At 72.1% G+C, this 22,707-nt stretch carries 20 protein-coding genes; 7 read left to right on the forward strand and 13 right to left on the reverse strand.

Annotation, left to right across the window (positions count from 1 at the left end):
- Window positions 1–3: 3 nt before the first annotated feature.
- The 4 genes from prcB to dop all read right to left on the reverse strand — a co-directional run bounded on the left by prcB (window position 4) and on the right by dop (window position 3,451).
- Window positions 4–861, reverse strand: a complete 858-nt coding sequence (gene prcB / locus BN344_RS14615) for a proteasome subunit beta (RefSeq protein WP_197022340.1) — start codon at window positions 859–861, stop codon at window positions 4–6.
- Complete coding sequence (locus BN344_RS14620; protein ID WP_081788657.1) at window positions 858–1,622, reverse strand: endonuclease VII domain-containing protein; 765 nt, start codon at window positions 1,620–1,622, stop codon at window positions 858–860. The genes prcB and BN344_RS14620 overlap by 4 nt, the downstream gene beginning before the upstream one ends.
- Window positions 1,623–1,647: 25 nt before the next feature.
- Window positions 1,648–1,857 (reverse strand): ubiquitin-like protein Pup, encoded by a 210-nt coding sequence (locus BN344_RS14625; protein ID WP_040339358.1) that lies wholly within the window; start codon window positions 1,855–1,857, stop codon window positions 1,648–1,650.
- An 88-nt stretch (window positions 1,858–1,945) separates the two neighbouring features.
- Window positions 1,946–3,451, reverse strand: coding sequence for a depupylase/deamidase Dop (gene dop, locus BN344_RS14630; RefSeq protein ID WP_040339359.1), 1,506 nt, complete (start codon window positions 3,449–3,451; stop codon window positions 1,946–1,948).
- Between the two features lie 83 nt (window positions 3,452–3,534).
- On the opposite strand from dop, the gene BN344_RS14635 reads away from it, so the two are divergent.
- Window positions 3,535–4,110: a dienelactone hydrolase family protein gene (locus BN344_RS14635; RefSeq protein WP_040339360.1), complete on the forward strand. Its 576-nt coding sequence runs from the start codon at window positions 3,535–3,537 to the stop codon at window positions 4,108–4,110.
- A gap of 48 nt (window positions 4,111–4,158) precedes the next feature.
- Here BN344_RS14635 and arc read toward each other — a convergent pair whose 3' ends face one another.
- Window positions 4,159–5,940, reverse strand: coding sequence for a proteasome ATPase (arc, locus tag BN344_RS14640; protein WP_051515969.1), 1,782 nt, complete (start codon window positions 5,938–5,940; stop codon window positions 4,159–4,161).
- A 132-nt stretch (window positions 5,941–6,072) separates the two neighbouring features.
- Window positions 6,073–6,897, reverse strand: a complete 825-nt coding sequence (locus BN344_RS14645; RefSeq protein ID WP_040339361.1) for a tRNA (adenine-N1)-methyltransferase — start codon at window positions 6,895–6,897, stop codon at window positions 6,073–6,075.
- A gap of 200 nt (window positions 6,898–7,097) precedes the next feature.
- On the opposite strand from BN344_RS14645, the gene BN344_RS14650 reads away from it, so the two are divergent.
- A complete protein-coding gene (locus BN344_RS14650; RefSeq protein ID WP_155858904.1) occupies window positions 7,098–8,051 on the forward strand; it encodes a RecB family exonuclease in 954 nt (317 codons plus the stop codon).
- Between the two features lie 2 nt (window positions 8,052–8,053).
- Here BN344_RS14650 and BN344_RS14655 read toward each other — a convergent pair whose 3' ends face one another.
- The 4 genes from BN344_RS14655 to BN344_RS14670 all read right to left on the reverse strand — a co-directional run bounded on the left by BN344_RS14655 (window position 8,054) and on the right by BN344_RS14670 (window position 10,687).
- Window positions 8,054–8,269, reverse strand: coding sequence for a DUF4287 domain-containing protein (locus BN344_RS14655; RefSeq protein WP_040339362.1), 216 nt, complete (start codon window positions 8,267–8,269; stop codon window positions 8,054–8,056).
- Between the two features lie 74 nt (window positions 8,270–8,343).
- Window positions 8,344–9,093 (reverse strand): HAD family hydrolase, encoded by a 750-nt coding sequence (locus BN344_RS14660; protein ID WP_231486887.1) that lies wholly within the window; start codon window positions 9,091–9,093, stop codon window positions 8,344–8,346.
- A gap of 47 nt (window positions 9,094–9,140) precedes the next feature.
- A complete protein-coding gene (locus BN344_RS14665; RefSeq protein ID WP_051515970.1) occupies window positions 9,141–9,830 on the reverse strand; it encodes a class F sortase in 690 nt (229 codons plus the stop codon).
- Between the two features lie 80 nt (window positions 9,831–9,910).
- The gene (locus BN344_RS14670; protein WP_040339364.1) at window positions 9,911–10,687 is read right to left on the reverse strand and encodes a hypothetical protein; all 777 of its coding nucleotides are present in this window, start codon (window positions 10,685–10,687) and stop codon (window positions 9,911–9,913) included.
- Window positions 10,688–11,031: 344 nt separating this feature from the next.
- On the opposite strand from BN344_RS14670, the gene BN344_RS14675 reads away from it, so the two are divergent.
- Window positions 11,032–11,595 carry a copper resistance CopC family protein gene (locus BN344_RS14675; protein ID WP_051515971.1) on the forward strand — a complete coding sequence of 188 codons (564 nt, stop codon included), beginning with the start codon at window positions 11,032–11,034 and terminating at the stop codon, window positions 11,593–11,595.
- Window positions 11,592–13,007, forward strand: a complete 1,416-nt coding sequence (locus BN344_RS19155; protein ID WP_051515972.1) for a CopD family protein — start codon at window positions 11,592–11,594, stop codon at window positions 13,005–13,007. Before BN344_RS14675 ends, BN344_RS19155 begins: the two co-directional genes overlap by 4 nt.
- Before the next feature lie 41 nt (window positions 13,008–13,048).
- Here the strand turns inward: BN344_RS19155 and metH are convergent, their stop codons facing one another.
- Window positions 13,049–16,864 (reverse strand): methionine synthase, encoded by a 3,816-nt coding sequence (gene metH, locus BN344_RS14685; RefSeq protein WP_040339366.1) that lies wholly within the window; start codon window positions 16,862–16,864, stop codon window positions 13,049–13,051.
- Between the two features lie 212 nt (window positions 16,865–17,076).
- Between metH and BN344_RS14690 the strand changes: the two genes are divergently transcribed.
- The 3 genes from BN344_RS14690 (at window position 17,077) to BN344_RS14700 (ending at window position 20,189) form a co-directional block, all read left to right on the forward strand.
- A complete protein-coding gene (locus BN344_RS14690) occupies window positions 17,077–17,940 on the forward strand; it encodes a PAC2 family protein (protein ID WP_040339367.1) in 864 nt (287 codons plus the stop codon).
- Window positions 17,941–18,055: 115 nt separating this feature from the next.
- Entirely contained in the window at window positions 18,056–18,280 is a 225-nt protein-coding gene (locus tag BN344_RS14695; RefSeq protein ID WP_040339368.1) for a tautomerase family protein, read from the forward strand.
- Between the two features lie 100 nt (window positions 18,281–18,380).
- Window positions 18,381–20,189, forward strand: coding sequence for a BTAD domain-containing putative transcriptional regulator (locus BN344_RS14700; protein WP_040339369.1), 1,809 nt, complete (start codon window positions 18,381–18,383; stop codon window positions 20,187–20,189).
- Window positions 20,190–20,215: 26 nt separating this feature from the next.
- Here BN344_RS14700 and BN344_RS14705 read toward each other — a convergent pair whose 3' ends face one another.
- Window positions 20,216–21,250, reverse strand: a complete 1,035-nt coding sequence (locus BN344_RS14705; RefSeq protein WP_040339939.1) for an HD domain-containing protein — start codon at window positions 21,248–21,250, stop codon at window positions 20,216–20,218.
- On the reverse strand, window positions 21,250–22,542 hold the full coding sequence (mshC, locus tag BN344_RS14710) for a cysteine--1-D-myo-inosityl 2-amino-2-deoxy-alpha-D-glucopyranoside ligase (RefSeq protein ID WP_040339370.1): 1,293 nt from the start codon (window positions 22,540–22,542) through the stop codon (window positions 21,250–21,252). Before mshC ends, BN344_RS14705 begins: the two co-directional genes overlap by 1 nt.
- Window positions 22,543–22,707 lie beyond the last annotated feature (165 nt).

The following is a 22,707-nucleotide window of genomic DNA, read 5'->3' on the forward strand; positions in this document are numbered from 1 at the left end:
GCGTCACACCTCCCGGTCGACGTTGCGGCGGTCGGCGTCGGCCCGTTCGGTGACGATCGTGTCGGCGACGGCGGCGACCTCGGCGTCGGTGAGCCGGACGGCACCCTCGGCGTCGACGCGGTAGACGATCGGGTAGAGCCGGCGGACCGGGTCGGGGCCACCGGTCGCGGAGTCGTCGTCGGCGGCGTCGTAGAGGGACTCGACGACGGTGCGGGTCGCGGCGCCGGCGTCCAGGCCGCTGCGCCAGGTCTTCTTCAGCGAGTTCTTGGCGAACAGGGAGCCGGAGCCCACGGCGGCGTAGCCGCGCTCCTCGTAGTTCCCGCCGGTGACGTCGTAGCTGAAGATGCGGCCCGGGCTCGCGCCCTGCGCCGCGTCGAGGTCGAAGCCGGCGAACAGCGGGACGACGGCGAGGCCCTGCATGGCGGCGCCGAGGTTGCCGCGGATCATCTGGGCGAGCCGGTTCGCCTTGCCGTCGAGGCTCATCGTGAGCCCTTCGATCTTCTCGTAGTGCTCGAGCTCGACCTGGTAGAGCTTGACCATCTCGATGGCGATGCCCGCCGCACCCGCGATGCCGATGACGCTGTAGGAGTCGGCCGGGTAGACCTTCTCGATGTCGCGGCTCGAGATCAGGTTGCCCATGGTGGCGCGCCGGTCGCCGCCCATGAGGACGCCGCCGTCGTAGGTGACGGCGACGATCGTCGTGCCGTGCGGCGCGAGGTCTCCCACGGGCATGGTCGGGACGGGGCGGCGGCCGGGGAGCAGGTCAGGCGCGGTGGCGGACAGGAAGTCGGTGAACGAGGAGCCCACCCGGTCCAGGTAGGCGGGCGGGAACCCGCTCCGGCCAGCTGACGACTCGTTCACTCATCCGCCTCTCCCGCCTGCTCGCGCCGGCGTGACCCACTGGTCCGCCCGGTGCTCCGCCTGCTGGTGCGGGGCGCCTCCGGGCGTCGTTGCGACCCTACCGGCGGCTCCCCCGGCCGGAGGGCTCGGACCGATCCGAGGCCGGCAGCCGCGGCTGCAGCGAGGACGCGCTGCCTCAGGCTGTGGAACTGAACGTACTCGGCCGCGGCGCGCAGTACGTCGGGGTCGTCCCTGAACTGGCCGAGCCCGCCATTGCAGTTGAAACACAGCAACGCTCGCACAGCACCGGTCGAATGATCATGATCAACGTGATTCGCCGGCGCGGACCGGCAGATCGCACACAACCCGTCCTGCGTACGAAGTATGTGATCGGCCTCCGCGGCCGTGATCCCGTACCGGCGCGTCAAGTGGTAGGTGCGTGCGCCGCCCACTTTCTCCAGCGCCCGCTTTCCTCTCGCGTTGTGACACGGCTTGCAGTATGAGCCGTAACCACTCTTCGAGGCGACGTTCCTGGCGAACTCCTCTATGCGCAGGACGGCGTCGCAGTCCGGGCACCACTTGTGCCCCTCGGCGACGACGAGCCCCTCCGGTGGACGCCGCTGCACCCGGGGCTTCGTGCGTCGCGCTTCCCGGCTACGCAGGGAACGCTCGGCAAGATGGTCACGACAATAGAACGCGAGGCCATCCTTGTTGCGAGCATTCTTGGAGAATGCCGATACCGGACGATAGTCGTCGCAATCCTTGCAGTACTTCGAGTTCATTGCGCGGCGTTTGGCACAAAGATATTCACTCGCCGCCTTTTTGTACAAAACCCCTCACGAAGGCCTCGCTGTTCTCCTCGAGCACCTCGTCGATCTCGTCCAGGATCGCGTCGAAGTCCTCGGTCACCTCCTTGTGGCGCTCGGCCACCTCGGTGTCGACCGAGGCTTCGACCTCGTCGGTCTCCTCGCGCGAGCGCGTCGCTTTCTGCTGCCCGCCGGTGTCCCTGGTGGCCATGCTGCCCTCCGGTCCTTCAGGTGACTGCTGTTGATCCGCAAGCTACCCGCCAGGTGTGACAGATCGCCTCACACAGCCGGGCGCAGGATCACGATCCAGTGATGGTGTCGACCAGCTGCTGAGCTGTCGCCGACGCCTCGAACAGGGCGCCGACGTGCTCCCGGGTGCCCCGCAGCGGCTCCATGGTCGGGATGCGCACGAGGTTCTCCCGGCCGAGGTCGAACACCACCGAGTCCCACGACGCCGCGGCCACCTGGGCCGGGTACCGCCGCAGGCACTCGCCGCGGAAGAAGGCCCGGGTGTCGTCGGGTGCGTGGATGACCGCCCGCTCGACCTCCTCGTCGGTGAGCAGCCGCTGCATCGAGCCGCGCGCGACGAGCCGGTTGTAGAGCCCCTTGTCGGGCCGTACGTCGGAGTACTGCAGGTCGACCAGCTTGAGGCGCGAGTCGCCCCAGTCCAGCCCGTCCCGCGAGCGGTACCCCTCCAGCAACCGCAGCTTGGCCGGCCAGTCCAGCCGGTCCGCGCAGCGCATGGGGTCGATCGCGAGATCCTCGAGCACCTCGGCCCAGCGGCGCAGCACGTCGGCGGTCTGCTCGTCGCCGTCGCCCTGCTGGGCCACGAACTTCTGCGCCTGCTCCAGGTAGAGCTCCTGCATCTCCAGGGCCGTCATCTTCCGCCCGTCGCGTAGCCGGATCGTGTGCGTGAGCGACGGGTCGTGGCTGATCGCCTGCAGCGCCTGGACCGGCTCCTCGAGCGCGAGGTCGTGCGAGAGGGCCCGCGCTTCGATCATCGCCAGCACGAGCGACGTCGTCCCCACCTTGAGGTAGGTGGACAGCTCGGCGAGGTTGGCGTCGCCGATGATGACGTGCAGGCGGCGGTACTTGTCCGCGTCGGCGTGCGGCTCGTCGCGGGTGTTGATGATCGGCCGCTTGAGCGTCGTCTCCAGGCCCACCTCGACCTCGAAGAAGTCCGCTCGCGAGGAGATCTGGAAGCCGGCCGTCCGGCTCTCCGTGCCGATGCCCACCCGGCCCGCGCCGGCGAAGACCTGCCGGGTGACGAAGAACGGGATCAGCCCCCGGATGATGTCGATGAACGGCGTCCGGCGGTCCATCAGGTAGTTCTCGTGGGCGCCGTAGGAGGCGCCCTTGCCGTCGGTGTTGTTCTTGTAGAGCTGGATCGGGCTCGTGCCCGGCACCTGCGCCGCTCGCCGGGTGGCCTCGGCCATCACCCGCTCCCCCGCCTTGTCCCAGAGGACGACGTCGCGCGGGTTGGTGACCTCCGGCGAGGAGTACTCCGGGTGGGCGTGGTCCACGTAGAGCCGCGCGCCGTTGGTGAGGATGACGTTGGCCATCCCGGTGTCCTCGTCCAGGTCGTTGTGGTCCAGCGCCTGGGCCGGGGTGAGGTCGAACCCGCGGGCGTCGCGCAGCGGCGACTCCTCCTCGAAGTCCCACCGGGGACGCCGCCGCGTCGGGGCATCGGCCACAGCCCAGGCGTTGACCACCTGGCTGGACAGCGTGGTGGGGTTGGCCGTCGGCTGCCCCGGCACCGAGATGCCGTACTCGACCTCGGTGCCCATGACCCGCCGCACGCTCATGACCCAACCCTAGGCGGCCCGGCAGAACACGGTGGCGCGACGACGACCCGCCGCGACGGCACCGCGCCCCCTAGCCTTCCTCCGTGGCCGAGGTGTTGCTGTTCCACCATGCCCAGGGACTGACCGACGGGCTCCTGGCCCTCGCCGACGACATCCGGGCGGGCGGGCACGTCGTGCACACGCCGGACCTCTTCGACGGCGCGACGTACGCCACCCTGGACGAGGGGATGAACCACGTCCGGCGGCTGGGGTTCGGCACGGTCGTCGACCTCGGCCGGCAGGTGGCGGAGACGCTGCCGAGGCACGTCGTCTACGCAGGGGCGTCCCTCGGGGTCATGCCGGCCCAGGCGCTGGCCCAGAACCGCCCGGGCGCCCGCGGTGCCCTGTTCCTCCACGGCTGCGCTCCGCCGTCCGAGTTCGGTGGCTCCTGGCCGCCCGGGCTGCCGGTGCAACTGCACACCACACAGGACGACGAGTGGGGTGACCTCGACGTCGCCCGGGCGCTCGCCGCGGAGGTCGACAGCGCGGAGCTGTTCGTCTATCCCGGCGACGCCCACCTGTTCACCGACCGCAGCCTGCCTGACCACGACGCCGAGGCGGCCGCCCTGGTCCTGCGCCGGGTGATGGACTTCCTGGCGTCGCTCGACCTCCGCGAGTGACCCGGCACGACGACGGCCCGGCCCTCGCGGACCGGGCCGTCGTACCGACTACAGGTACTGGCCGGTGTTCGTCGCCGTGTCGATCGCCCGGCCCGACTCGTTCCCCTTGCCGCTGATGAGCGTGCGGATGTAGACGATCCGCTCGCCCTTCTTGCCCGAGATGCGGGCCCAGTCGTCGGGGTTGGTGGTGTTGGGCAGGTCCTCGTTCTCCTTGAACTCGTCCACGCACGCCTGCATCAGGTGGCCTACCCGGAGGCCTCCGGTCCCCGTCTCCAGGCGCTCCTTGATGGCCATCTTCTTCGCGCGGTCGACGATGTTCTGCAGCATCGCGCCGGAGTTGAAGTCCTTGAAGTACAGGACCTCCTTGTCACCGTTGGCGTAGGTGACCTCGAGGAAGCGGTTCTCCTCGACCTCGGTGTACATGCGCTCGACGGTGCGCTGGATCATCCCGGCGATCGTCGCCTCGCGGCTGCCGCCGTGCTCGGCCAGGTCGTCGGGGTGCAGCGGGAGCGTCGGCAGCAGGTACTTGCTGAAGATGTCCCGCGCCGCCTCGGCGTCCGGTCGCTCGATCTTGATCTTCACGTCGAGCCGGCCGGGCCGGAGGATCGCCGGGTCGATCATGTCCTCGCGGTTCGAGGCGCCGATGACGATGACGTTCTCCAGGCCCTCCACGCCGTCGATCTCGCTGAGCAGCTGCGGGACGATCGTCGACTCGACGTCGGAGGAGATCCCGGAACCCCGGGTGCGGAAGATCGAGTCCATCTCGTCGAAGAACACGATGACCGGTGTGCCCTCGCTGGCCTTCTCGCGCGCCCGCTGGAAGACCAGGCGGATGTGCCGCTCGGTCTCGCCGACGTACTTGTTGAGCAGCTCGGGGCCCTTGATGTTGAGGAAGTAGGACTTGCCCTGTCCCTCCCCCTTGAGCGCCGACACCTTCTTGGCCAGCGAGTTGGCCACGGCCTTGGCGATCAGCGTCTTCCCGCAGCCGGGCGGGCCGTACAGCAGGATCCCCTTCGGCGGGCGCAGCTGGTACTCGCGGAACAGGTCGGCGTGCAGGAACGGCAGCTCGACGGCGTCGCGGATCTGCTCGATCTGCCGCGAGAGACCACCGATGTCGCCGTAGTCGATGTCCGGGACCTCTTCGAGGACGAGCTCCTCGACCTCGCTCTTCGGGATCCGCTCGTAGACGTAGCCCGACCGCGACTCCAGCAGCAGCGAGTCCCCGGCCCGCAGCGGCTGGTCGGCCAGCGAGTCGGCGAGGTAGACCACGCGCTCTTCGTCGGTGTGCCCGATGACCAGCGCCCGGGGGGTGACGCCGTCGATCGGCTCCAGCAGCTCCTTGAGCATGACGACGTCGCCGGCGCGCTCGAAGCCCCGCGCCTCGACGACGTTCATCGCCTCGTTGAGCATGACCTCCTGGCCGGGCCGGAGATCCAGCCCCTCCACGTTCGGCGAGAGGGACACCCGCAGCTTGCGGCCACCGGTGAAGACGTCGACCGAGCCGTCCTCGTGCCGCTCCAGGAAGACGCCGTAGCCGGACGGGGGCTGCCCGAGCCGGTCGACCTCCTCCTTCAGCGTGATCAGCTGCTCGCGAGCGTCCCGCAGGGTCGAGGACAGCTTGTCGTTGCGCTCGGAGAGGAACGCCGCGCGGCCTTCCGCCTCGGCGATCCGCTCCTCCAGCGCCCGCGACTGGCGGGGGCTGTCGGCGACCTTGCGGCGGAGCAGACCGATCTCCTCCTCGAGGTAGGAGATCTGGGTGAGCAGCGAAGCGACGTCACGCTCGCGCCGCGCCTTCGACTCGTCGGGACCATCGATCGGACCTGGGCCCATCGCGCACCTCCGCACACATCGGGAGAGCCAGGAGCCAAATCTATACACGCGCGCCGACAGTCCGCCTCGGGCTCGCGGGCGGGCCCGGGAACGTCGGCGTGAACCCCCGTCCCACCCGTCCCAGGTCCTTCCTCAGTGCTTCTGCGCGCGCCGCTGCCGGATGGGGGCGACGGCGCCCTCGGCGAGCCGCCGGGCGGTCACGAGGAACGCGGTGTGCGCCACCATCCGGTGCTCGGGGCGCACCGCCAGGCCGACCGCGTGCCACGGCCGCAGCAGCGACTCCCACGCGTGCGGCTCGGTCCACACGCCCTGCGCGCGCAGCGCCTCGACGTAGGTGGACAGCTGCGTCGTCGTCGCCACGTAGCCGACGAGCACGCCGCCCGGGCGCAGGGCGGCGGCCACCGTCGGCAGCACCGCCCAGGGCTCCAGCATGTCGAGGACGACGCGGTCCACGACCTCATCGGCGGGGTGGTCGGCCAGGTCGCCCAGTCGCAGGCTCCAGTTCGAGGGCACCTCGCCGAAGAAGGCCCCGACGTTGCCGCGGGCGACGTCGGCGAAGTCCTCGCGGCGCTCGTAGCTGGTCAGGGAGCCGCTGGAACCGACGGCCCGGAGCAGCGAGCAGCTGAGCGCGCCCGAGCCGGCCCCGGCCTCCAGCACGCGCATGCCGGGGCCCACGTCGCCGAAGCCGACGATCTGGGCGGCGTCCTTCGGGTAGATGACCTGGGCACCGCGCGGCATGGAGAGCACGAAGTCGGCCAGCAGCGGCCGGAACGCCAGGTACCCGGTGTTGGCGGTCGAGTGGACGACGGAGCCCTCGGGCGCGCCGATGAGGTCGTCGTGCTCGATCGCGCCGCGGTGGGTGTGGAACTGCTTGCCGGCCTCGAGGACGACGGTGTGCATCCGCCCCTTCGGGTCGGTCAGCTGCACCCGGTCGCCGACGACGAAAGCGCCCTCCACCGTGGAAGGACCCTCCTGCCCCCCACCACTCGCAGGCTCGCGGCGGGCCCCTGCAGGAGGGCCATCGGTCGAGGGGTCCATGTCGGCAGCCTGCTGGGTGTCCACGGGCGCCGAGCGTACGGACGGGACCGGTGTGACCCGTGTCCCCAGTGCGGCGCGGGCACTCGGAAGTGTCAGGGCACCGACCTAGCCTCGGGTGCATGACGGTGACGGTGGAGAACGACGGGACGCTCGCGAAGGCTCCGGAGCCCCCTGCGGAGGGCTCCGCCCTGCCCGAGCAGGCGCCCCGTCGCCCCTCGTTGTCGCCGAGCCGCGCGGCCGACTTCAAGACCTGCCCGCTGCTCTACCGCTTCCGGACCATCGACCGCCTGCCCGAGCGCAAGAGCCTCGCCATGGTGCGCGGGACGCTCGTCCACTCGGTGCTCGAGCGGCTGTACGACCTGCCGCCGGCGCAGCGCACCGTCGACGGCGCGCTGGAGCTGCTGGAGCCGGCCTGGACGGACCTGCAGGCCGAACCGGAGGTTGCGGAGCTGTTCGCGACCACCCAGGGCGAGGGGGCCGAGACCGACGTGAACGCGCCCGAGTCGGTGGATGCCTGGCTGGCGTCGGCCGGGAAGCTGGTCGAGCGCTACTTCACGATCGAGGACCCGACCCGCATCGAGCCCGCCGGACGGGAGGAGCTGGTCGAGGTCACCCTGCCCGATGGCCTCCTGCTCCGCGGCTTCGTCGACCGGCTCGACATCGCGCCGAGCGGCGCGCTGCGGGTGGTCGACTACAAGACCGGCTCGATGCCCCGCGAGGCGTTCGAGAACAAGGCGCTGTTCCAGATGAAGTTCTACGCACTGGTGCTCTGGCGCACCCGTGGCGTGGTGGCCGCCCAGCTGAAGCTGATCTACCTGGGCGACGGCGACGCGCTCACGTACTCCCCCGACGAGGAGGAGCTGCTCCGGTTCGAGCGCACCCTGCTGGCGATCTGGTCGGCGATCGAGCGTGCGGTCAGCACCGGCGACTTCCGCCCGAACAAGAGCCGGCTGTGCGGCTGGTGCGACCACCAGGCGGTCTGCCCGGCGTTCGGTGGCACTCCGCCACCGTTCCCCGCGGACGCCGCCGCGGCGGCGGGCTGGCAGACCCTCCCCGTCGTCGAGCGCGATTGAGGTCAGCGCTGGGCGCGCACGTGGGCGACCAGTGCGTTGGCGTGTCCGTGGCCGAGGCCGTGCTCGGTCTTCAGCCAGCTCACGAGGGCCATGTGCGTGTCCAGCGGTGAGCTGCGGACGAGGTCGAGCCACTCCCCCACCGGACGCCCGTACTTCTTCTCGATGGAGGGGAAGTAGGACGCGGGACCCTTGACGCTGCCGCCGTCTGCCGTGCTCATGCGCTCTCCTGCCGTGGCTGGGGGTCGGCTCCCCGGCCGCCCTCACCAGCACAGACGCCGGAGCCGCGCGGAACTCATCGGGCGGTCGCGTCCACCGGCTCCCGCGCGGCCAGCACCTCGGCGAGCTCGGGCAACCCGACACCGGCCAGGGTGTCCACCTGCGTGAGCCCGGGCGCGGGCGGGACCGGCTGGAACCCGGCCACGCCCAGAACGGCGGCGCCGGCGGCCAGCCCGGACGTGACGCCGACCAGCGAGTCCTCGATCACCACGCACTCCCCGGGGACGACGCCCAGGGCGCCCATCGCCTGCAGGTAGGGCGCGGGATCGGGCTTGCGCGCGGGCACCTCGTCACCGCACACGGTCAGGTCGAACGGGTCGCCGCCCAGGTCGGCCGTGATGCGGCCGAGCACGATGTCGGTGAGCCGGCGCGGCGTCGTCGTCACCAGGGCGCTGCGCAGTCCGGCCGCGTGGACCGCCGTCACCAGTTCCTGGGCGCCCGGCCGCCACGGGATGCCGGCGGCCATGAGCTCGGCCACCCGCTCCTCCACCCGGTGGGCGTCGGCCTGCAGCTGCTCCTCGCTCCGGACCACGCCCAGGTCGGCGTACAGCACGCCCATCGCCCGCCGCATGCTCGTGCCGACCGTCGACGCCCGGGCCTCGGCGGACATCCGCCCGCCGAGCGTGGCGGCGAGCTCGAACAGCGCCTCGGTCCAGTACTCCTCGGTCTGCACGAGCGTGCCGTCCATGTCGAACAGCACCGCCCGGAGCCCGTGGTCCGTCGAGGGACTGCCGGAGTCCCCTTCAACTCCCGGAGCCCCCGACACACCCGGCAGTCTATGGCGCGGGCAGGCACCGCCCGGCCGGCGCCGTGTCAGACCGGACGGATGTCGACCAGGGTGGCGAAGGCGATCACGTTGTCCTCGTAGCTGCGCGCCGCGGAGTCGAAGTCGCCTCCGCAGGTGATCAGGCGTAGCTGCGCGTCCGCGGTGTCGCCGTAGACCGCGATGGTCGGGAACTCGTCCTTCCGGTGCCGCTCCACCCGGTCGACGGCGAACACGGCCACCGTGCCGTCGGCGCGGGCCACCGTGACCTCGGCGCCCGGCCGCAGCGCGCCGAGGTCGAAGAAGACGCCCGGCCCGTGTTCGGCGGAGTCCACGTGCCCGAGGATCACCGCCGGGCCGACCGCTCCCGGTGCGGGGCCGCGCTGGTACCAGCCGGCCTGGTCGTCGGGCTCCAGCGGCGGTACCTCCACGCTGCCGTCGTCGTTCAGGTCCAGGCGCAGCAGGTCGCTGGTCACGTCGATCGCCGGGATCGCGACCGAGACCGGGTCGGGTACGACGGCCGCCTCGTCGACGGCTGCCGTGGGCTGCCCGGGCACCGTGGCCGGGGCGCGCTCGGCCGACGGCGACGAGGACCGGTCCGCCGTGGTCGCGGCCGGCTGCGGGGCCCGCTGCTGCCCGGTCACCGCCACCACGAGGGCGACGGCCGCCACGACGGCGAGGGCTACCGCCAGGGCGACCCAGGTTCGGGTGCTCGGCCGGCGGGCGCTCTGCTCCGTCATGGGTGTCCTTCCGAGAAGAGGGGTGGGGGAGCCCGGTGGCGCGGGCGGCGTGCGGCCTCCCGCGCCACCGGGCAGCCGGATCAGGCCTGGTCGGCCTGACGACGGCGGTAGGCCACGGCACCCGCGGCAGCCGCACCGACGGCGGCCAGCGCGCCGACGCCGATGGCGCCCTGGTTCTCCAGGCCGGCCGTGCTTCCGGCGCCCGTCTCGGCGCCACCGGAGGGCGTGGTGCCCATCTGCGCGGCCTTCAGACCACCACAGGCGGCCGGGGCGGTGGCCTCCATGGGCAGCGACTCGTCGAGGTCGCTCACGACGTCGCCGTCGTAGGCGCCGCTGCCGTCCTTGTCGATGCCGTGCAGCACGATGACGGCGGTGCCGGCCTCGAACGCCTGGTGCACCTCATCGGTCACCTCGAAGGTGCGGTCGTAGCTAATCGAGCCACCCTCGGCGGTCGGGAAGCGGTCGACGGCCAGGCCGCTGTCCGGGCTGGTGTCGCCGTCGAGGGTCAGCGACGTCCCGATGGCGCCGTAGTACTTGGCGGCTTCGGTGACGCTCACGAAGCCGTCGCCGTCCGCGTCGTCCTCGAGGCCGTTCGTGGGACAGGTGCCCTGCGCGCCGATGTGGAAGTGCTGGGCGTGCGGGGAGCCGGCGAGCAGGCCGGACGCCTGGATCTTCACGGTTGCCGTGTTGCCGTCCAGGGTCACCATCCCGGTACCGGAGACACCCGATCCGTTCACGGAGGCGAGGTTGGCCTGGTAGCTCGAGCTGCCCTCGTGCGCCGAGGCGGCGGACATGGCGAACAGCGGGAAGGCCGCGGCGGCGATGGCGACGGTCGGGAGTGCGAATGCCTTGCGCAAGGTGTGCTCCTCGTCGGTTCGGTAGAACCGGCAGCACCGCGGTGGTGATGCCGGCAGGCTGCGGTTGGTAACCACCGCCCGTCGTGCTGACGAGTGCGCTGGTGCGCTCGCCTCGAGCAGGTCCCCTGGGACCTCGGCCGGATGGCGGTTCCCCCGGCGGAGGAACTCCCCGCCACCGCGTCGACCCATCCGGTGTTCGGCGTGCCTGCCCCGGGTGGTTCATTCCGATGTCCGATTCACACGATCGTTATCTTGTTGTGCACCGTTGGGTTGCCCGTGACCTATCCCGCCGCGAGGCTGGGCGGATCGCCATCCGGGAACCGGGCCGCCGACGAAGGACGGGTATGACTGCTTCGAGTGGCGCGTTCGTGGGGCCGGCGTTCCGGCGAGCGAAGACGGTGCTGGTCCTGCTCGCCGGGGCCGTGATGATGGTCCTGGGCACGTCGACGTCCGCGCTCGCGCACGACGGCCTGGTCGGCACCAGCCCGGCGACTGGCAGCACGGTCCCCGCTGCGCCCAGGTCGGTCGAGCTGGAGTTCACCGGCGAGCCGCTCCCCCTGGGCACCGTGGTCGCGGTGACCGGGCCCGTCGGCGACTCCGTGTCCTCCGGCGCCACGGAGATCCGGGGCACGACGGTGGTGCAGGCGATCGCCGGCGACCCGGCCCCGGGCATCTACCGCGTCGAGTGGCGCAGCACGTCCTCCGACGGGCACCCGCTGTCGGGCACCTTCGAGTTCACGGTGGCCACGGGCAGCGCACCGGCGGAAGCCACGTCCGAGGTGTCGTCGTCGGCCGCGGAGCCGGCCCCGGCCGAGCCGGTGATCGCGCCGGTGTGGCTGGTGGTCGGTGCCGTCGTCCTCGTCGGGCTCGGCCCGGTGCTCGTGACCCGGGTGCGGCGACACACGTGAGCAGCGCCGCGCCGGGCGCCCTGGCGCCGCCCCCTCCCCCGGTCACGGACGGCCGGTTGCGGGCAGGCCGGCACCGCCGGTACGCGCTCGCGGCGACCCTCGGGGCGATGGGGCTGGGGGCGCTGCTGTTCTGGGCGACCGCCGTCGGTGCCGGCGAGACTGCGGACGCTGCCACCGCGCTGCCCTCGGCCGGTCGGATCGTCGAGTGGGGCCTCCCACTGGTCACGCTGGCCGGCCGGATCGCAGCCGTGGGAACGGTCGGAACGCTGCTGTTCGCCGCGGTCCTGCTGCCCGGCCGCGACGGTGCGCTGCCCGCGGAGTCGCGGAGAGCGCTCCGTGCCGCTTCCATCTGGGCGCTGACGTGGACGGCAGCCACCGCGCTGGGCGCCGTCCTCACCCTGAGCCGGCTCCTGGGCACCTCACCCACGTCGGTGTCCTGGGCCTCGCTCCAGGTCTTCCTCGAGGACACAGGCGCCGGCCGCGCCGCGCTCCTGGGGACGACGCTCGGCCTCACCCTGTTCGTCGCGGCACGCCGCTGCACCCGTGCGACCGGCGCCCGGATCCTGCTCGCCGTCGCGTCGGCGGCGGTTCTCCTCCCGGTGGCGCTCGCCGGTCACTCCGCCGCGTCCGAGGACCACCTGCTCGCCGTCACCACGTTGGGTATCCACGTCGTGGCCGCCACCGTCTGGGTCGGAGGGCTGCTCGCCCTGCTCGTCCACGGTCGTGGGAGGGCAGCGACCACGACGGCCGCACCCCGGTTCAGCCGCCTCGCCCTGGTCTGCTTCCTCGCGACGGCGGTGTCCGGCGTCGTCGCCGCGGTGCTGGTGCTGGGCGGAACGGGCGCGGTGCTTCCCGCGCTGGGTACCGGCTACGGCGCGCTGCTGGTGGCGAAGACCGCGGGGCTGACAGCGATCGGGCTGCTCGGCCGGCAGCACCGCCGGCGCACCCTCCCCCGGCTCCGCGCCGGCGACGGCCGCGGCTTCCGCCGGTTCGCCGCCGGGGAAGTCGGGCTGATGCTGGCGACCGTGACGCTCGCGGTCGCGCTCGCAGCGTCGCCACCCCCGGCCGGCGGCGCGCCCTCCGGCCCCGCGACCAGCGCGCCCGCAGCGGAGACGCCGGTCCCGGACGCGGCGGCCGACCCCATGGCCGGGCACGACCACGGCGACCTGTCGGTCGGCATCCTCGTCGACGACAAACGCTTCCACGTCGCCCGGCCGGTGGCTGCCGGTTCCCGGGTCACGGTGCTCAACGACTCCGGCGGCGAGGTGACGCTGACGTCGGCCGACGGCTCCTTCGACGTCGCCGTCCCGGCGGGGACGCTGTCGTCCTTCGTCGCTCCTCAGCGGCCGGGCGAGTACCCGTTCACCGGCCGCCCGTCGACGTCCTTCGCCGACGTCCTCGTGGTCGAGTGAGGTGACGTGATGAAACGGCCGCGGGGGGCACCGGGGTCCTTCTATTCGTCCTCGGTCCGGTAGCCCAGGTTCGGCGACAGCCACTTCTCTGCCTCGTCGACGGTCCAGCCCTTGCGGCGGGCGTAGTCCTCGACCTGGTCCCGGCCGACGCGGCCCAGCAGGAAGTACTGGGACTCCGGGTGGGAGAAGTACAGCCCGCTGACCGCCGCGCCCGGCCACATGGCCATGCTCTCGGTCAGCTCGATGCCGGCATTGGCCTCGACGTCGAGGAGCTCCCAGATCGTCTGCTTCTCGGTGTGCTCGGGGCACGCCGGGTAGCCCGGTGCCGGGCGGATGCCGCGGTACTTCTCGGCGATCAGCGCCTCGTTGTCGTGCGTCTCGTCCGGGGCGTAGCCCCAGAACTCCTTGCGCACCCGCTCGTGCAGCCGCTCGGCGAACGCCTCGGCGAGCCGGTCGGCCAGCGACTCCAGCAGGATCGCGCTGTAGTCGTCGTTGTCCTTCTTGAACTGCGCGATCCGCTCGGTGGAGCCGAGTCCCGCGGTCACCGCGAACGCGCCGACGTAGTCGGCCAGCCCGGTCTCCCTCGGCGCGACGAAGTCCGCGAGCGACTTGCGGGGTGATCCGTCACGGCCCTCGGTCTGCTGCCGGAGCTGGTGCAGCACGGTGCGCACCTCGGCGCGCGACTCGTCGGTGTAGACCTCGATGTCGTCGCCCTCGACCTGGTTCGCCGGGAACAGCCCGAACACCCCGTTGGCCCGCAGCCACTTCTCGGCGATGACCCGGTCGAGCATCTCCTGGGCGTCCTCGTACAGCCGCCGGGCAGCCTCACCGGTGGTCGGGTTGTGCAGGATGTCCGGGAACCGGCCCCGCATCTCCCACGCGTTGAAGAACGGCTGCCAGTCGATGTACCCGCGCAGCTCCTCGAGCGGGTAGTCGGTCAGCGTCTTCACGAACTGGGTCGCCCGGTGCTGGACGTGGTCGCAGGCGGGGCCGGTGCAGAGGGCCCCCGTGTCCGCCTGAGCGGCCTGCTGCAGCAGCATGTGCGGCCGCGGCGGCGTGTAGCCGCTCCAGTCGATCGCCGGAGCCGCGGCACGCGCGGTTGCGATCGGCAGCATGGTCCGCGAGTCCTGGCGGGCGGCGTGCCGCTCCCGGAGACGCTCGTACTCCGCCGCGGTCTCCTCGAGCAGCGCGGGCCGCTGCTCGTCCGACAGCAGAGCGGCCACGACCGGCACCGACCGGGACGCGTCCTTCACCCAGATGACCGGCCCGTGGTACTTCTGCGCCACCTTGACCGCGGTGTGCGCGCGCGACGTCGTCGCCCCGCCGATCAGCAGCGGGATCTCGAAGCCCTGCCGCTCCATCTCGGAGGCCAGGTTCACCATCTCGTCCAGCGACGGCGTGATGAGGCCGGACAGCCCGATGACGTCGGCGCCCTCCTCCTTGGCGGCGTCCAGGATCTTCTGGGCGGGCACCATCACGCCGAGGTCGACGACGTCGTAGTTGTTGCACTGCAGGACGACGCCGACGATGTTCTTGCCGATGTCGTGGACGTCGCCCTTGACGGTGGCCATGACGACCTTGCCGTTGCTGCGCTCCACGTCGCCGGGCTTCTTCTCCGCCTCGATGTACGGGATCAGGTGGGCGACGGCCTTCTTCATCACGCGGGCGGACTTCACCACCTGGGGCAGGAACATCTTCCCGGCCCCGAACAGGTCGCCGACGACGTTCATGCCGTCCATCAGCGGGCCCTCGATGACCTCGATCGGCCGGCCGCCGCGCGCCGCGATCTCCTGCCGGAGCTCCTCGGTGTCGCTCTCGGCGAACTCGTCGATGCCCTTCACCAGCGCGTGGGTGATCCGCTCCCCCACCGGCAGCGACCGCCACTCCTCGGTCGCGACCTCCTTCACGCTGCCATCCCCGGCGTAGTCGCCGGCGATCTCCAGCAGTCGCTCGGTGCTGTCGGGACGGCGGTTGAGGATCACGTCCTCGATCCGGTCGCGCAGCTCCGGGGGCACCTCGTCGTAGACCTCGAGGGCACCGGCGTTGACGATGCCCATGTCCATGCCGGCGGCGATCGCGTGGAAGAGGAACACCGCGTGGATCGCCTCGCGCACGGGGTTGTTGCCGCGGAAGGAGAACGAGACGTTCGAGACGCCGCCGGACACCAGCGCGCCCGGCAGGTTCTGCTTGATCCAGCGGGTCGCCTCGATGAAGTCCACGCCGTAGTTGGCGTGCTCCTCGATGCCCGTGGCGACGGCGAAGACGTTCGGGTCGAAGATGATGTCCTCGGCCGGGAACCCCACCTGCTGGGTCAGGATGTCGTAGGCCCGGCGGCAGATCTCCTTGCGCCGCTCGAGGTTGTCGGCCTGGCCGTCCTCGTCGAAGGCCATGACGACGACGGCGGCGCCGTACTTGCGGCACAGCCGCGCCTCGCGGACGAACTTCTCCTCGCCCTCCTTGAGGGAGATCGAGTTGACGATGGACTTGCCCTGCACGTTCCTCAGGCCCGCCTCGATGACCTCCCACTTCGAGGAGTCGACCATCATCGGGACACGGGAGATGTCCGGCTCGGAGGCGATCAGCTTGGTGAAGCGGTCCATCGCCTCGACGCCGTCGATCATCCCCTCGTCCATGTTGACGTCGATGACCTGGGCACCGGCCTCGACCTGCTGGCGGGCCACGGCCAGGGCTGCCGGGTAGTCACCGGCCTTGATCAGGTTCCGGAAGCGGGCCGAGCCGGTGATGTTGGTGCGCTCGCCGACGTTCACGAACAGCGTGTCCCCGTCGACGACCACCGGCTCGAGTCCGGACAGCCGCAACGCCGGCCGCACCTCCGGGACCGAGCGCGGGAGCTTCCCCGCGACGTCGCGGGCGATGGCGGCGATGTGCGCGGGCGTCGTTCCGCAGCAGCCGCCGACGACGTTGACGAACCCGGCCTCGGCGAACTCGGCGACGATCGCGGACGTCTCGTCGGGCGACTCGTCGTACTCACCGAACGCGTTGGGCAGGCCGGCGTTCGGGTAGGCGGAGACGAACGTGTCGGCGATGCGGGACAGCTCGGCGATGTAGGGCCGCATCTCCTTGGCGCCCAGCGCACAGTTCAGCCCGACCATCAGCGGGGCCACGTGCCGCACGGAGTGCCAGAACGCCTCGGTCACCTGGCCCGACAGGGTCCGGCCGGAGGCGTCGGTGATCGTGCCCGAGATCATCACCGGCCACCGGCGCCCGCGCTCCTCGAACAGCGTCTCCAGCGCGAAGATCGCCGCCTTGGCGTTCAGGGTGTCGAAGATCGTCTCGATCAGCAGGATGTCGGCCCCGCCGTCGACGAGGCCGTTGGCCTGTTCGAGGTAGGCCGCGACGAGCTCTTCGTAGGTGACGTTGCGGGCGCCCGGGTCGTTGACGTCGGGCGAGATGGACGCCGTCCGGCTGGTCGGCCCGATGGCGCCGACGACGTACCGGGGCTTGTCCGGGGTGCGCTCGGTCATCGCGTCGCACTCGCGCCGCGCCAGCCGCGCGGAGGCGACGTTCAGCTCGTAGGCGAGGTCGGACATGCCGTAGTCGCTGAGCGAGATCGACGTCCCGTTGAAGGTGTTGGTCTCGAGGAGGTCGGCGCCGGCCTCGAGGTACTCGCGGTGGATGCCGGCGATGATCTCCGGCCGGGTGATGCTGAGCAGGTCGTTGTTGCCCTGAACGTCGCTCGGCCAGTCCGCGAAGCGCTCGCCGCGGTAGCCGGCCTCGTCGGGGCGGTCCCGCTGGATGGCGGTGCCCATGGCGCCGTCGAGCACGAGGATGCGCTGCTCGAGCAGCGCCGTCAGCTCGGCCGTCGCGTCGGGACGGAGGGTGGGTGACTCGGACACAGGTGATCCCCAGTGGTGCTCGGCTGTGGGTGTGCGGGCTGTCGCTCTGGCTGTGCGAGCTCCGGCACCCCGGCGGGTGGGCCCAGGCTTGGGCGGTCCCGATGTCACCCCCATCGTCTCACTTCCGGGCTCCGAAGCCGACCCGATGGCCCGCTTCACCCTCCGGAGCGGTCCGCCGCGCCACCCGGGCGGATCGACGTAGGCTCGGAGGGGTGATCGACCCGACGTCCCGCGCAGAGGACCTGCCCGAGCTCACCGACCCCCTGGTGGTCGTGGCGTTCGAGGGCTGGAACGACGCGGGGGACGCCGCGACGGGCGCGGTCGAGCACCTCGAGCTGATCTGGGACGCGCAGCCGCTGGCCGCCCTGGACCCCGAGGACTACTACGACTTCCAGGTCAACCGCCCCACCGTCTCCCTGGTGGACGGGGTGAGCCGGCGCATCGAGTGGCCCACCACGCGGATCTCGGTGGCCCGCCCGACGGGCAGCGAGCGCGACGTCGTCCTCATCCGCGGCATCGAGCCCAACATGCGCTGGCGCTCGTTCTGCGAGGAGCTCATCGGGCTGCTGCACGAACTCGACGTGCAGACCGTCGTCGCCCTGGGCGCGCTGCTCGCCGACACACCGCACACTCGCCCGACGCCGGTCACGGGCTCGGCCTACGACCAGGAGTCGGCGCAGGCCTACGGACTGGAGACCTCCCGCTACGAGGGGCCCACCGGCATCCTCGGCGTCTTCCAGGACGCCTGCGTGCAGGCCGGGCTGCCGGCGATCAGCTTCTGGGCCGCCGTCCCGCACTACGTGTCGCAGCCGCCCTCGCCGCGCGCGACGGTCGCCCTGCTGCAGCGGGTCGAGGAGGTGCTGGAGCTCGCGGTGCCCCTGGGCGCCCTCCCCCAGCAGGCCGACGACTGGGTGACCACGGTCGACGAGATGGCCAGCGAGGACGAGGAGGTCGTCGAGTACGTCCGCTCCCTCGAGGAGAGGGCGGCCGAGGTCGACCTCTCGCAGGCCAACGGCGACCAGATCGCCCGCGAGTTCGAGCGCTACCTCAAGCGCCGCGGGACCTCGGGCGGCTGACTCGGGAACCACTCCCGCCCTTACGACTTCCTCTGCTCACACGCTCCGTCACACCCCCGCGGTGCACGGTCGGACCGCGCGGCGCACAGCGTGCCGACGGAGCAGAGGAGAGGTCATGCCGTTCATCAACGTCAAGGTCATCCAGGGCGTGTTCACCCCCGACCAGAAGCACGCCATCGTCGAACGACTGACCGACGCGATGGTCGCGATCGAGGGCGAGGCCATGCGCGGCGTCACCTGGGTCGTCGTCGAGGAGGTCGCGAGCGGCGACTGGGGCATCGGCGGCACCTGCCTCACGACGACCGACGTCAAGGCGCTCGCGGCCCCCGCCGGGGTGTGAGCCTCGGGGCGGCGGCCCCGGCATCCCGGTACCGCCGCCCGCCGGGGCCCATCGCGGCCCTTCCGCCGCTACCGTCGGATCCGTCGGAGGAGGCGATGCCATGACCGCCTCCGTCCGCGTGCTCGGTAGCCGGCGGATCGAGTGCGATGGCATCTCCACCCCGCTGCGTGGCAACAAGGCATGGGCGTTGCTCGCTTACCTGTTGCTCGCCGAGCGTCCGCCGTCACGACGGCACCTCACCTCGCTGCTGTTCCCCGAGGCCGAGGATCCGTTGCGGGCCCTGCGCTGGAACCTCAGTGAACTGCGGAGGGCACTGCGAGGAGTCGCCACCGTCGACGGCGATCCGGTCGTGCTCGATCCCGTTGCCGGATGCGACATCGACGTGCGCCGGTTGACCGCCGGCCAGGCCGGCCACGCTCTTTCCCTGACCGGCTCCGGCCACGAGTTGTTGGAGGGCCTGTCGATCCCCGATTCGCCGGCGTTCGAGGCCTGGCTCGCCGCCGAACGCTGTCGCATCGCCGTGTGTGCCGAGACCGTGGTGATCGAGCAGGCGCTCGATCTGCTGGCGGCGGGCGAGCCCGGAGCCGCCGCGCGGCTCGCAGCGCGAGCGGTGGCGATGAACCCGCTGGAGGCCGACCACCACGCCGTCCTGGTGCGCAGCCTGACGGCGGCCGGCGACCGGCAGGGCGCACGCCGGCAGGCCGATCGGTGCGCCGACCTGTTCCGGCGCGAACTGGGCTGTGCTCCGCCGGCCGAGGTGGTGGCCCTGGCGCGGGCCCCGATCGTCCTCCGACGTGGTCCCGCCGCCACTCCGGCGAGCGCCGCCACGACGCGGTCGTACCTCGATGCGGGGCACGCCTCGCTGGACTCCGGGGCGGTGGCTCGTGCGCTGGACCAGTTGCAGTGCGCCGTCGCCGTCGCGAGCGAGGTCGGTGACCCCCTGCTGCGGGCTACCGCCTGCGTGGCACTGGCCGGAGCGCGCGTCCACGGTGCTGGTGAGCGGGGTACCGCCGTCCGCGGGCTCCTCCACGAGGCAGCGGTCCTGGCCCGGCAGGCCGGGGCCGGTGACGTGGCCGCTGCCGCCTGCCGCGAGCTCGCCTTCCTGACCCTGCAGCGGGGGCCTTCCGAGCGCGCCCTCGTCTGGCTGGACCGGGGGCTGCAGCTCACCGACGACGACGGTGAGCGGGCCCGGCTGCTCGGCGTGCGCGGCATGTGCCTCAGCGACGGAGCCCACTACACGGGGGCGCTGGCCGCACTGGACGCATCGGCATCGTCAGCACGGAAGGTCGCCGACGGGCGCCAGGAGGCGTGGTCCCTGTCCATGTCGGGCCGCCTGCACGTGGTGCGCGGCGACCACTCCCGCGCAGCCGCTGTGCTCGACCGCGCGCTCGGGCAGGTCAGCGGCCTGGGCTGGACCGGCTTCCTCCCGTGGCCCGAGTCGTTCAGGGCCGAGGCAGCGATCGGGCTCGGGGACCTGGACACCGGTCGCGCACTGCTCGACCACGCCTGGGTGCTGGCGACGGAGAGCGATGACCACTGCTGGATCGCTGCGGTCGCCCACGGCCAGGCCGTGTTGGCCGTGGCCGAGGGCGACTGGCTGCGCGGCAGGCACTGGTGCGACCAGGGCCTCGCTCCCGCGCCCTGGTACCTGTGGCCGTACGCGCGCCTGCTCGACATCGCGTGCGCGATCGGCTTCCGCGCGGGCTCGACAGCAACGGCGGCGGGGATCGATCGCCTGGAGGACGTGGCGGCCCGTGGTGGCATGCGCGACCTCGTCGTCCATGCCCAGCTCCACCGGGCGAGGGCCGGATCGCCGACGGCGCTCGCGACCGCCGGCGCCCTTGCCGCCGGCATCGACGATCCCGCACTCCAGCGCAGGATCCGTGACTGGACGCCCACTCCCCGATGAGCCAGGACGGCCCCTGCGCCGGCCGGCTATCGCAGCAGGGGCGTCAGGCGGGAGGACGCGTCGTCGTCGAAGAGGCGGTCGTGCGTGGACAGCGCGAAGCGGTCGGTCATCCCGGACACGTAGTCGACGACCTGGGTGACGGCGTCGGCCTCGGTGTCGCGGTAGCTCGCGGGGATCAGGTCGGGGTGCGCGAGGTGGTGGTCGACCAGCCGCCGGATGACGTCGATGGCAACCTGCTTGGCCCCTGCGGCGGTCTCGGAGTTGTAGACGCGTTCGAACATGAACGACCGCAGCTCGTGCATGGCCTCCAGCGGCTCGGCGGCCATCACCACGGCCTCGCTGCCCGGTGCCAGGGACCCGTCGACGACGGCGTCGATCATGGCGCCGACCATCTGGCTGCCCGGCTCCCCGAAGACGGCGCGGGCGCGGGAGGGCAGGTCGGCGGGCCGCAGGACGCCGGCGCGGACGGCGTCCAGCGCGTCGTGGGAGAGGTAGCCGATGCGGTCGGCGTACCGGACGCACTCGCCCTCGCGGGTCGCCGGCGGCGGGCTGATCTTCCAGCTGTGCGCCCGGACGCCGTCGCGGACCTCCCAGGTGAGGTTGAGGTCCTCGAGCACCTCGACGATCCGGACCCCCTGGGCGGCGTGGTGCCAGCCGCCGGGCACGTACGGGTCGAACGCCTCCTCGCCGATGTGCCCGAACGGTGAGTGGCCGACATCGTGGGCCAGGGCGATCGCCTCGGCGAGGGTCTCGTTGAGTCCTAGCGCCCGGGCCAGCGATCGCGCCACCTGGGTCACCTGCAGCGTGTGCGTCAGCCGGGTGACGAAGTGGTCGCCGTCGGGGTTGAGGAAGACCTGTGTCTTGTGCTTGAGCCGGCGGAAGGCCTTCGCGTGCAGGATGCGGTCGCGGTCGCGCTCGAACGCCGTCCGCAGGGCGTCCTCCTGCTCCGGACGTGCGCGGCCCCGGCTCGCGCCCGACCGGGTCGCGGCCGGGGCGAGCTCCTCCTCGGCCCGTTCGCGCGCGGGCCGGTCGGTGAAGCGGAAGGGAGCGCCGGCTGCCATCAGCGGTCCCGGGGCGTGGGCGTTGCGGCGCACGTCTCCAGGGCCACGCCGAGCAACGCGTCGACGGCGTCGCACACCACCGCCGGCGCCTGCTCCTCCCGCTCCCCGGCCGCCGACAGGGTGGCGGCCGCCCAGGCGTCGACCACCGCGATGGCCCCGGGGCTGTCCAGGTCGTCGGAGAGCCGCTCGCGCAGGCCGTGCAGCACCGGCCCGGCCGGCGCCCCGGCGTCCTGGGCGACGGCACGTCGCCAGGTGTCCAGCCGCTCGTGCGCCTCGTGGAGCAGTGCCGGCGTCCACGCGCGGTCGGTGCGGTAGTGCCCGGACAGCAGGGCCAGCCGGATCGCCATCGGGTCGACGCCCTCGCCGCGCAGCTTGGAGACGAAGACCAGGTTGCCCCGGCTCTTGCTCATCTTCTCGCCGTCGAGGCCGATCATCGCCGCGTGCACGTACGCCCGGGCGAACGGCCCCTTCTCCCCCGTCGCCGTGGCGGTCAGCGCCTCGGCGTGGACGGCGGAGTACTCGTGGTGCGGGAACACCAGGTCGCTGCCGCCGCCCTGGACGTCGAAGCCCATGCCGATCGTGTCCAGGGCGATCGTGGCGCACTCGATGTGCCAGCCGGGCCGGCCCTCGGTGCCGCGCGGCCCGGGCCAGGTCGGCTCGCCGGGGCGGGCACCCCGCCAGAGCAGCGGGTCCAGGGGCTGCCGCTTGCCCGCGCGCTCGGGGTCGCCGCCGCGCTCGGCGATGAAGCCCAGCATGGTCGCCTCGTCGTAGCGGGACTCGCTGCCGAAGCCCGGCGCCTTCGCGACGTCGTGGTAGACGTCGCCGGTGCCGTCGTCGAGCACGTAGGCCAGGCCCTCGTCGAGCAGGGTCTCGATGTGGGCGACGATCCGCGGGATGGACTCGACGGCCCCCACGAAGTCCTCCGGCGGCAGGACGCGCAGCGCCGTCATGTCCTCGCGGAACAGCGCCGTCTCGCGCATGCCCAGGACGACCCAGTCCTCGCCGTCGCGGTCGGCGCGCTCGAGCAGCGGGTCGTCGATGTCGGTGACGTTCTGGACGTAGTGCACGGCGTGGCCGGCGTCCCGCCAGACCCGGTTGACCAGGTCGAAGGCCAGGTAGGTGGCGGCGTGGCCGAGGTGTGTGGCGTCGTAGGGCGTGATGCCGCAGACGTACATGCGCGCCGTCCGGTCCGGGCTGGTGGCCACGACCTCGCCGCGGGCGGTGTCGTGCACCTTGAGCGCGGGGCCGGTCCCGGGCAGGGTCGGCAGGAGCGGAGCGGGCCAGGAGAGCACGACCCGAGCCTAGAAGGACCCCGTCCACGCCACCCCGCTCGGGCCCGGGACGAGGCCGGGAGGCCGACGCGTCGGCGGTGGGCCGTGCGAGCCACCGCAATGATCACCGCACGCCCACGGTTGCCTTCGGCCCCGGAACCACCGCCCTCAGCGGGTGGTGATCTT

This window comes from Candidatus Blastococcus massiliensis AP3 (assembly GCF_000582785.1).
Lineage (GTDB): Bacteria > Actinomycetota > Actinomycetes > Mycobacteriales > Geodermatophilaceae > Blastococcus > Blastococcus massiliensis.

Coding starts and splice junctions, on each gene's coding strand:
- BN344_RS14620 (WP_081788657.1), bottom strand. CDS start 1,622: ATGAACTCGAAGTACTGCAAGGATTGCGACGACTATCGTCCGGTATCG.
- BN344_RS14625 (WP_040339358.1), bottom strand. CDS start 1,857: ATGGCCACCAGGGACACCGGCGGGCAGCAGAAAGCGACGCGCTCGCGC.
- dop (WP_040339359.1), bottom strand. CDS start 3,451: ATGAGCGTGCGGCGGGTCATGGGCACCGAGGTCGAGTACGGCATCTCG.
- arc (WP_051515969.1), bottom strand. CDS start 5,940: ATGGGCCCAGGTCCGATCGATGGTCCCGACGAGTCGAAGGCGCGGCGC.
- BN344_RS14650 (WP_155858904.1), top strand. CDS start 7,098: ATGACGGTGACGGTGGAGAACGACGGGACGCTCGCGAAGGCTCCGGAG.
- BN344_RS14655 (WP_040339362.1), bottom strand. CDS start 8,269: ATGAGCACGGCAGACGGCGGCAGCGTCAAGGGTCCCGCGTCCTACTTC.
- BN344_RS14665 (WP_051515970.1), bottom strand. CDS start 9,830: ATGACGGAGCAGAGCGCCCGCCGGCCGAGCACCCGAACCTGGGTCGCC.
- BN344_RS14675 (WP_051515971.1), top strand. CDS start 11,032: ATGACTGCTTCGAGTGGCGCGTTCGTGGGGCCGGCGTTCCGGCGAGCG.
- BN344_RS14695 (WP_040339368.1), top strand. CDS start 18,056: ATGCCGTTCATCAACGTCAAGGTCATCCAGGGCGTGTTCACCCCCGAC.
- BN344_RS14700 (WP_040339369.1), top strand. CDS start 18,381: ATGACCGCCTCCGTCCGCGTGCTCGGTAGCCGGCGGATCGAGTGCGAT.
- BN344_RS14705 (WP_040339939.1), bottom strand. CDS start 21,250: ATGGCAGCCGGCGCTCCCTTCCGCTTCACCGACCGGCCCGCGCGCGAA.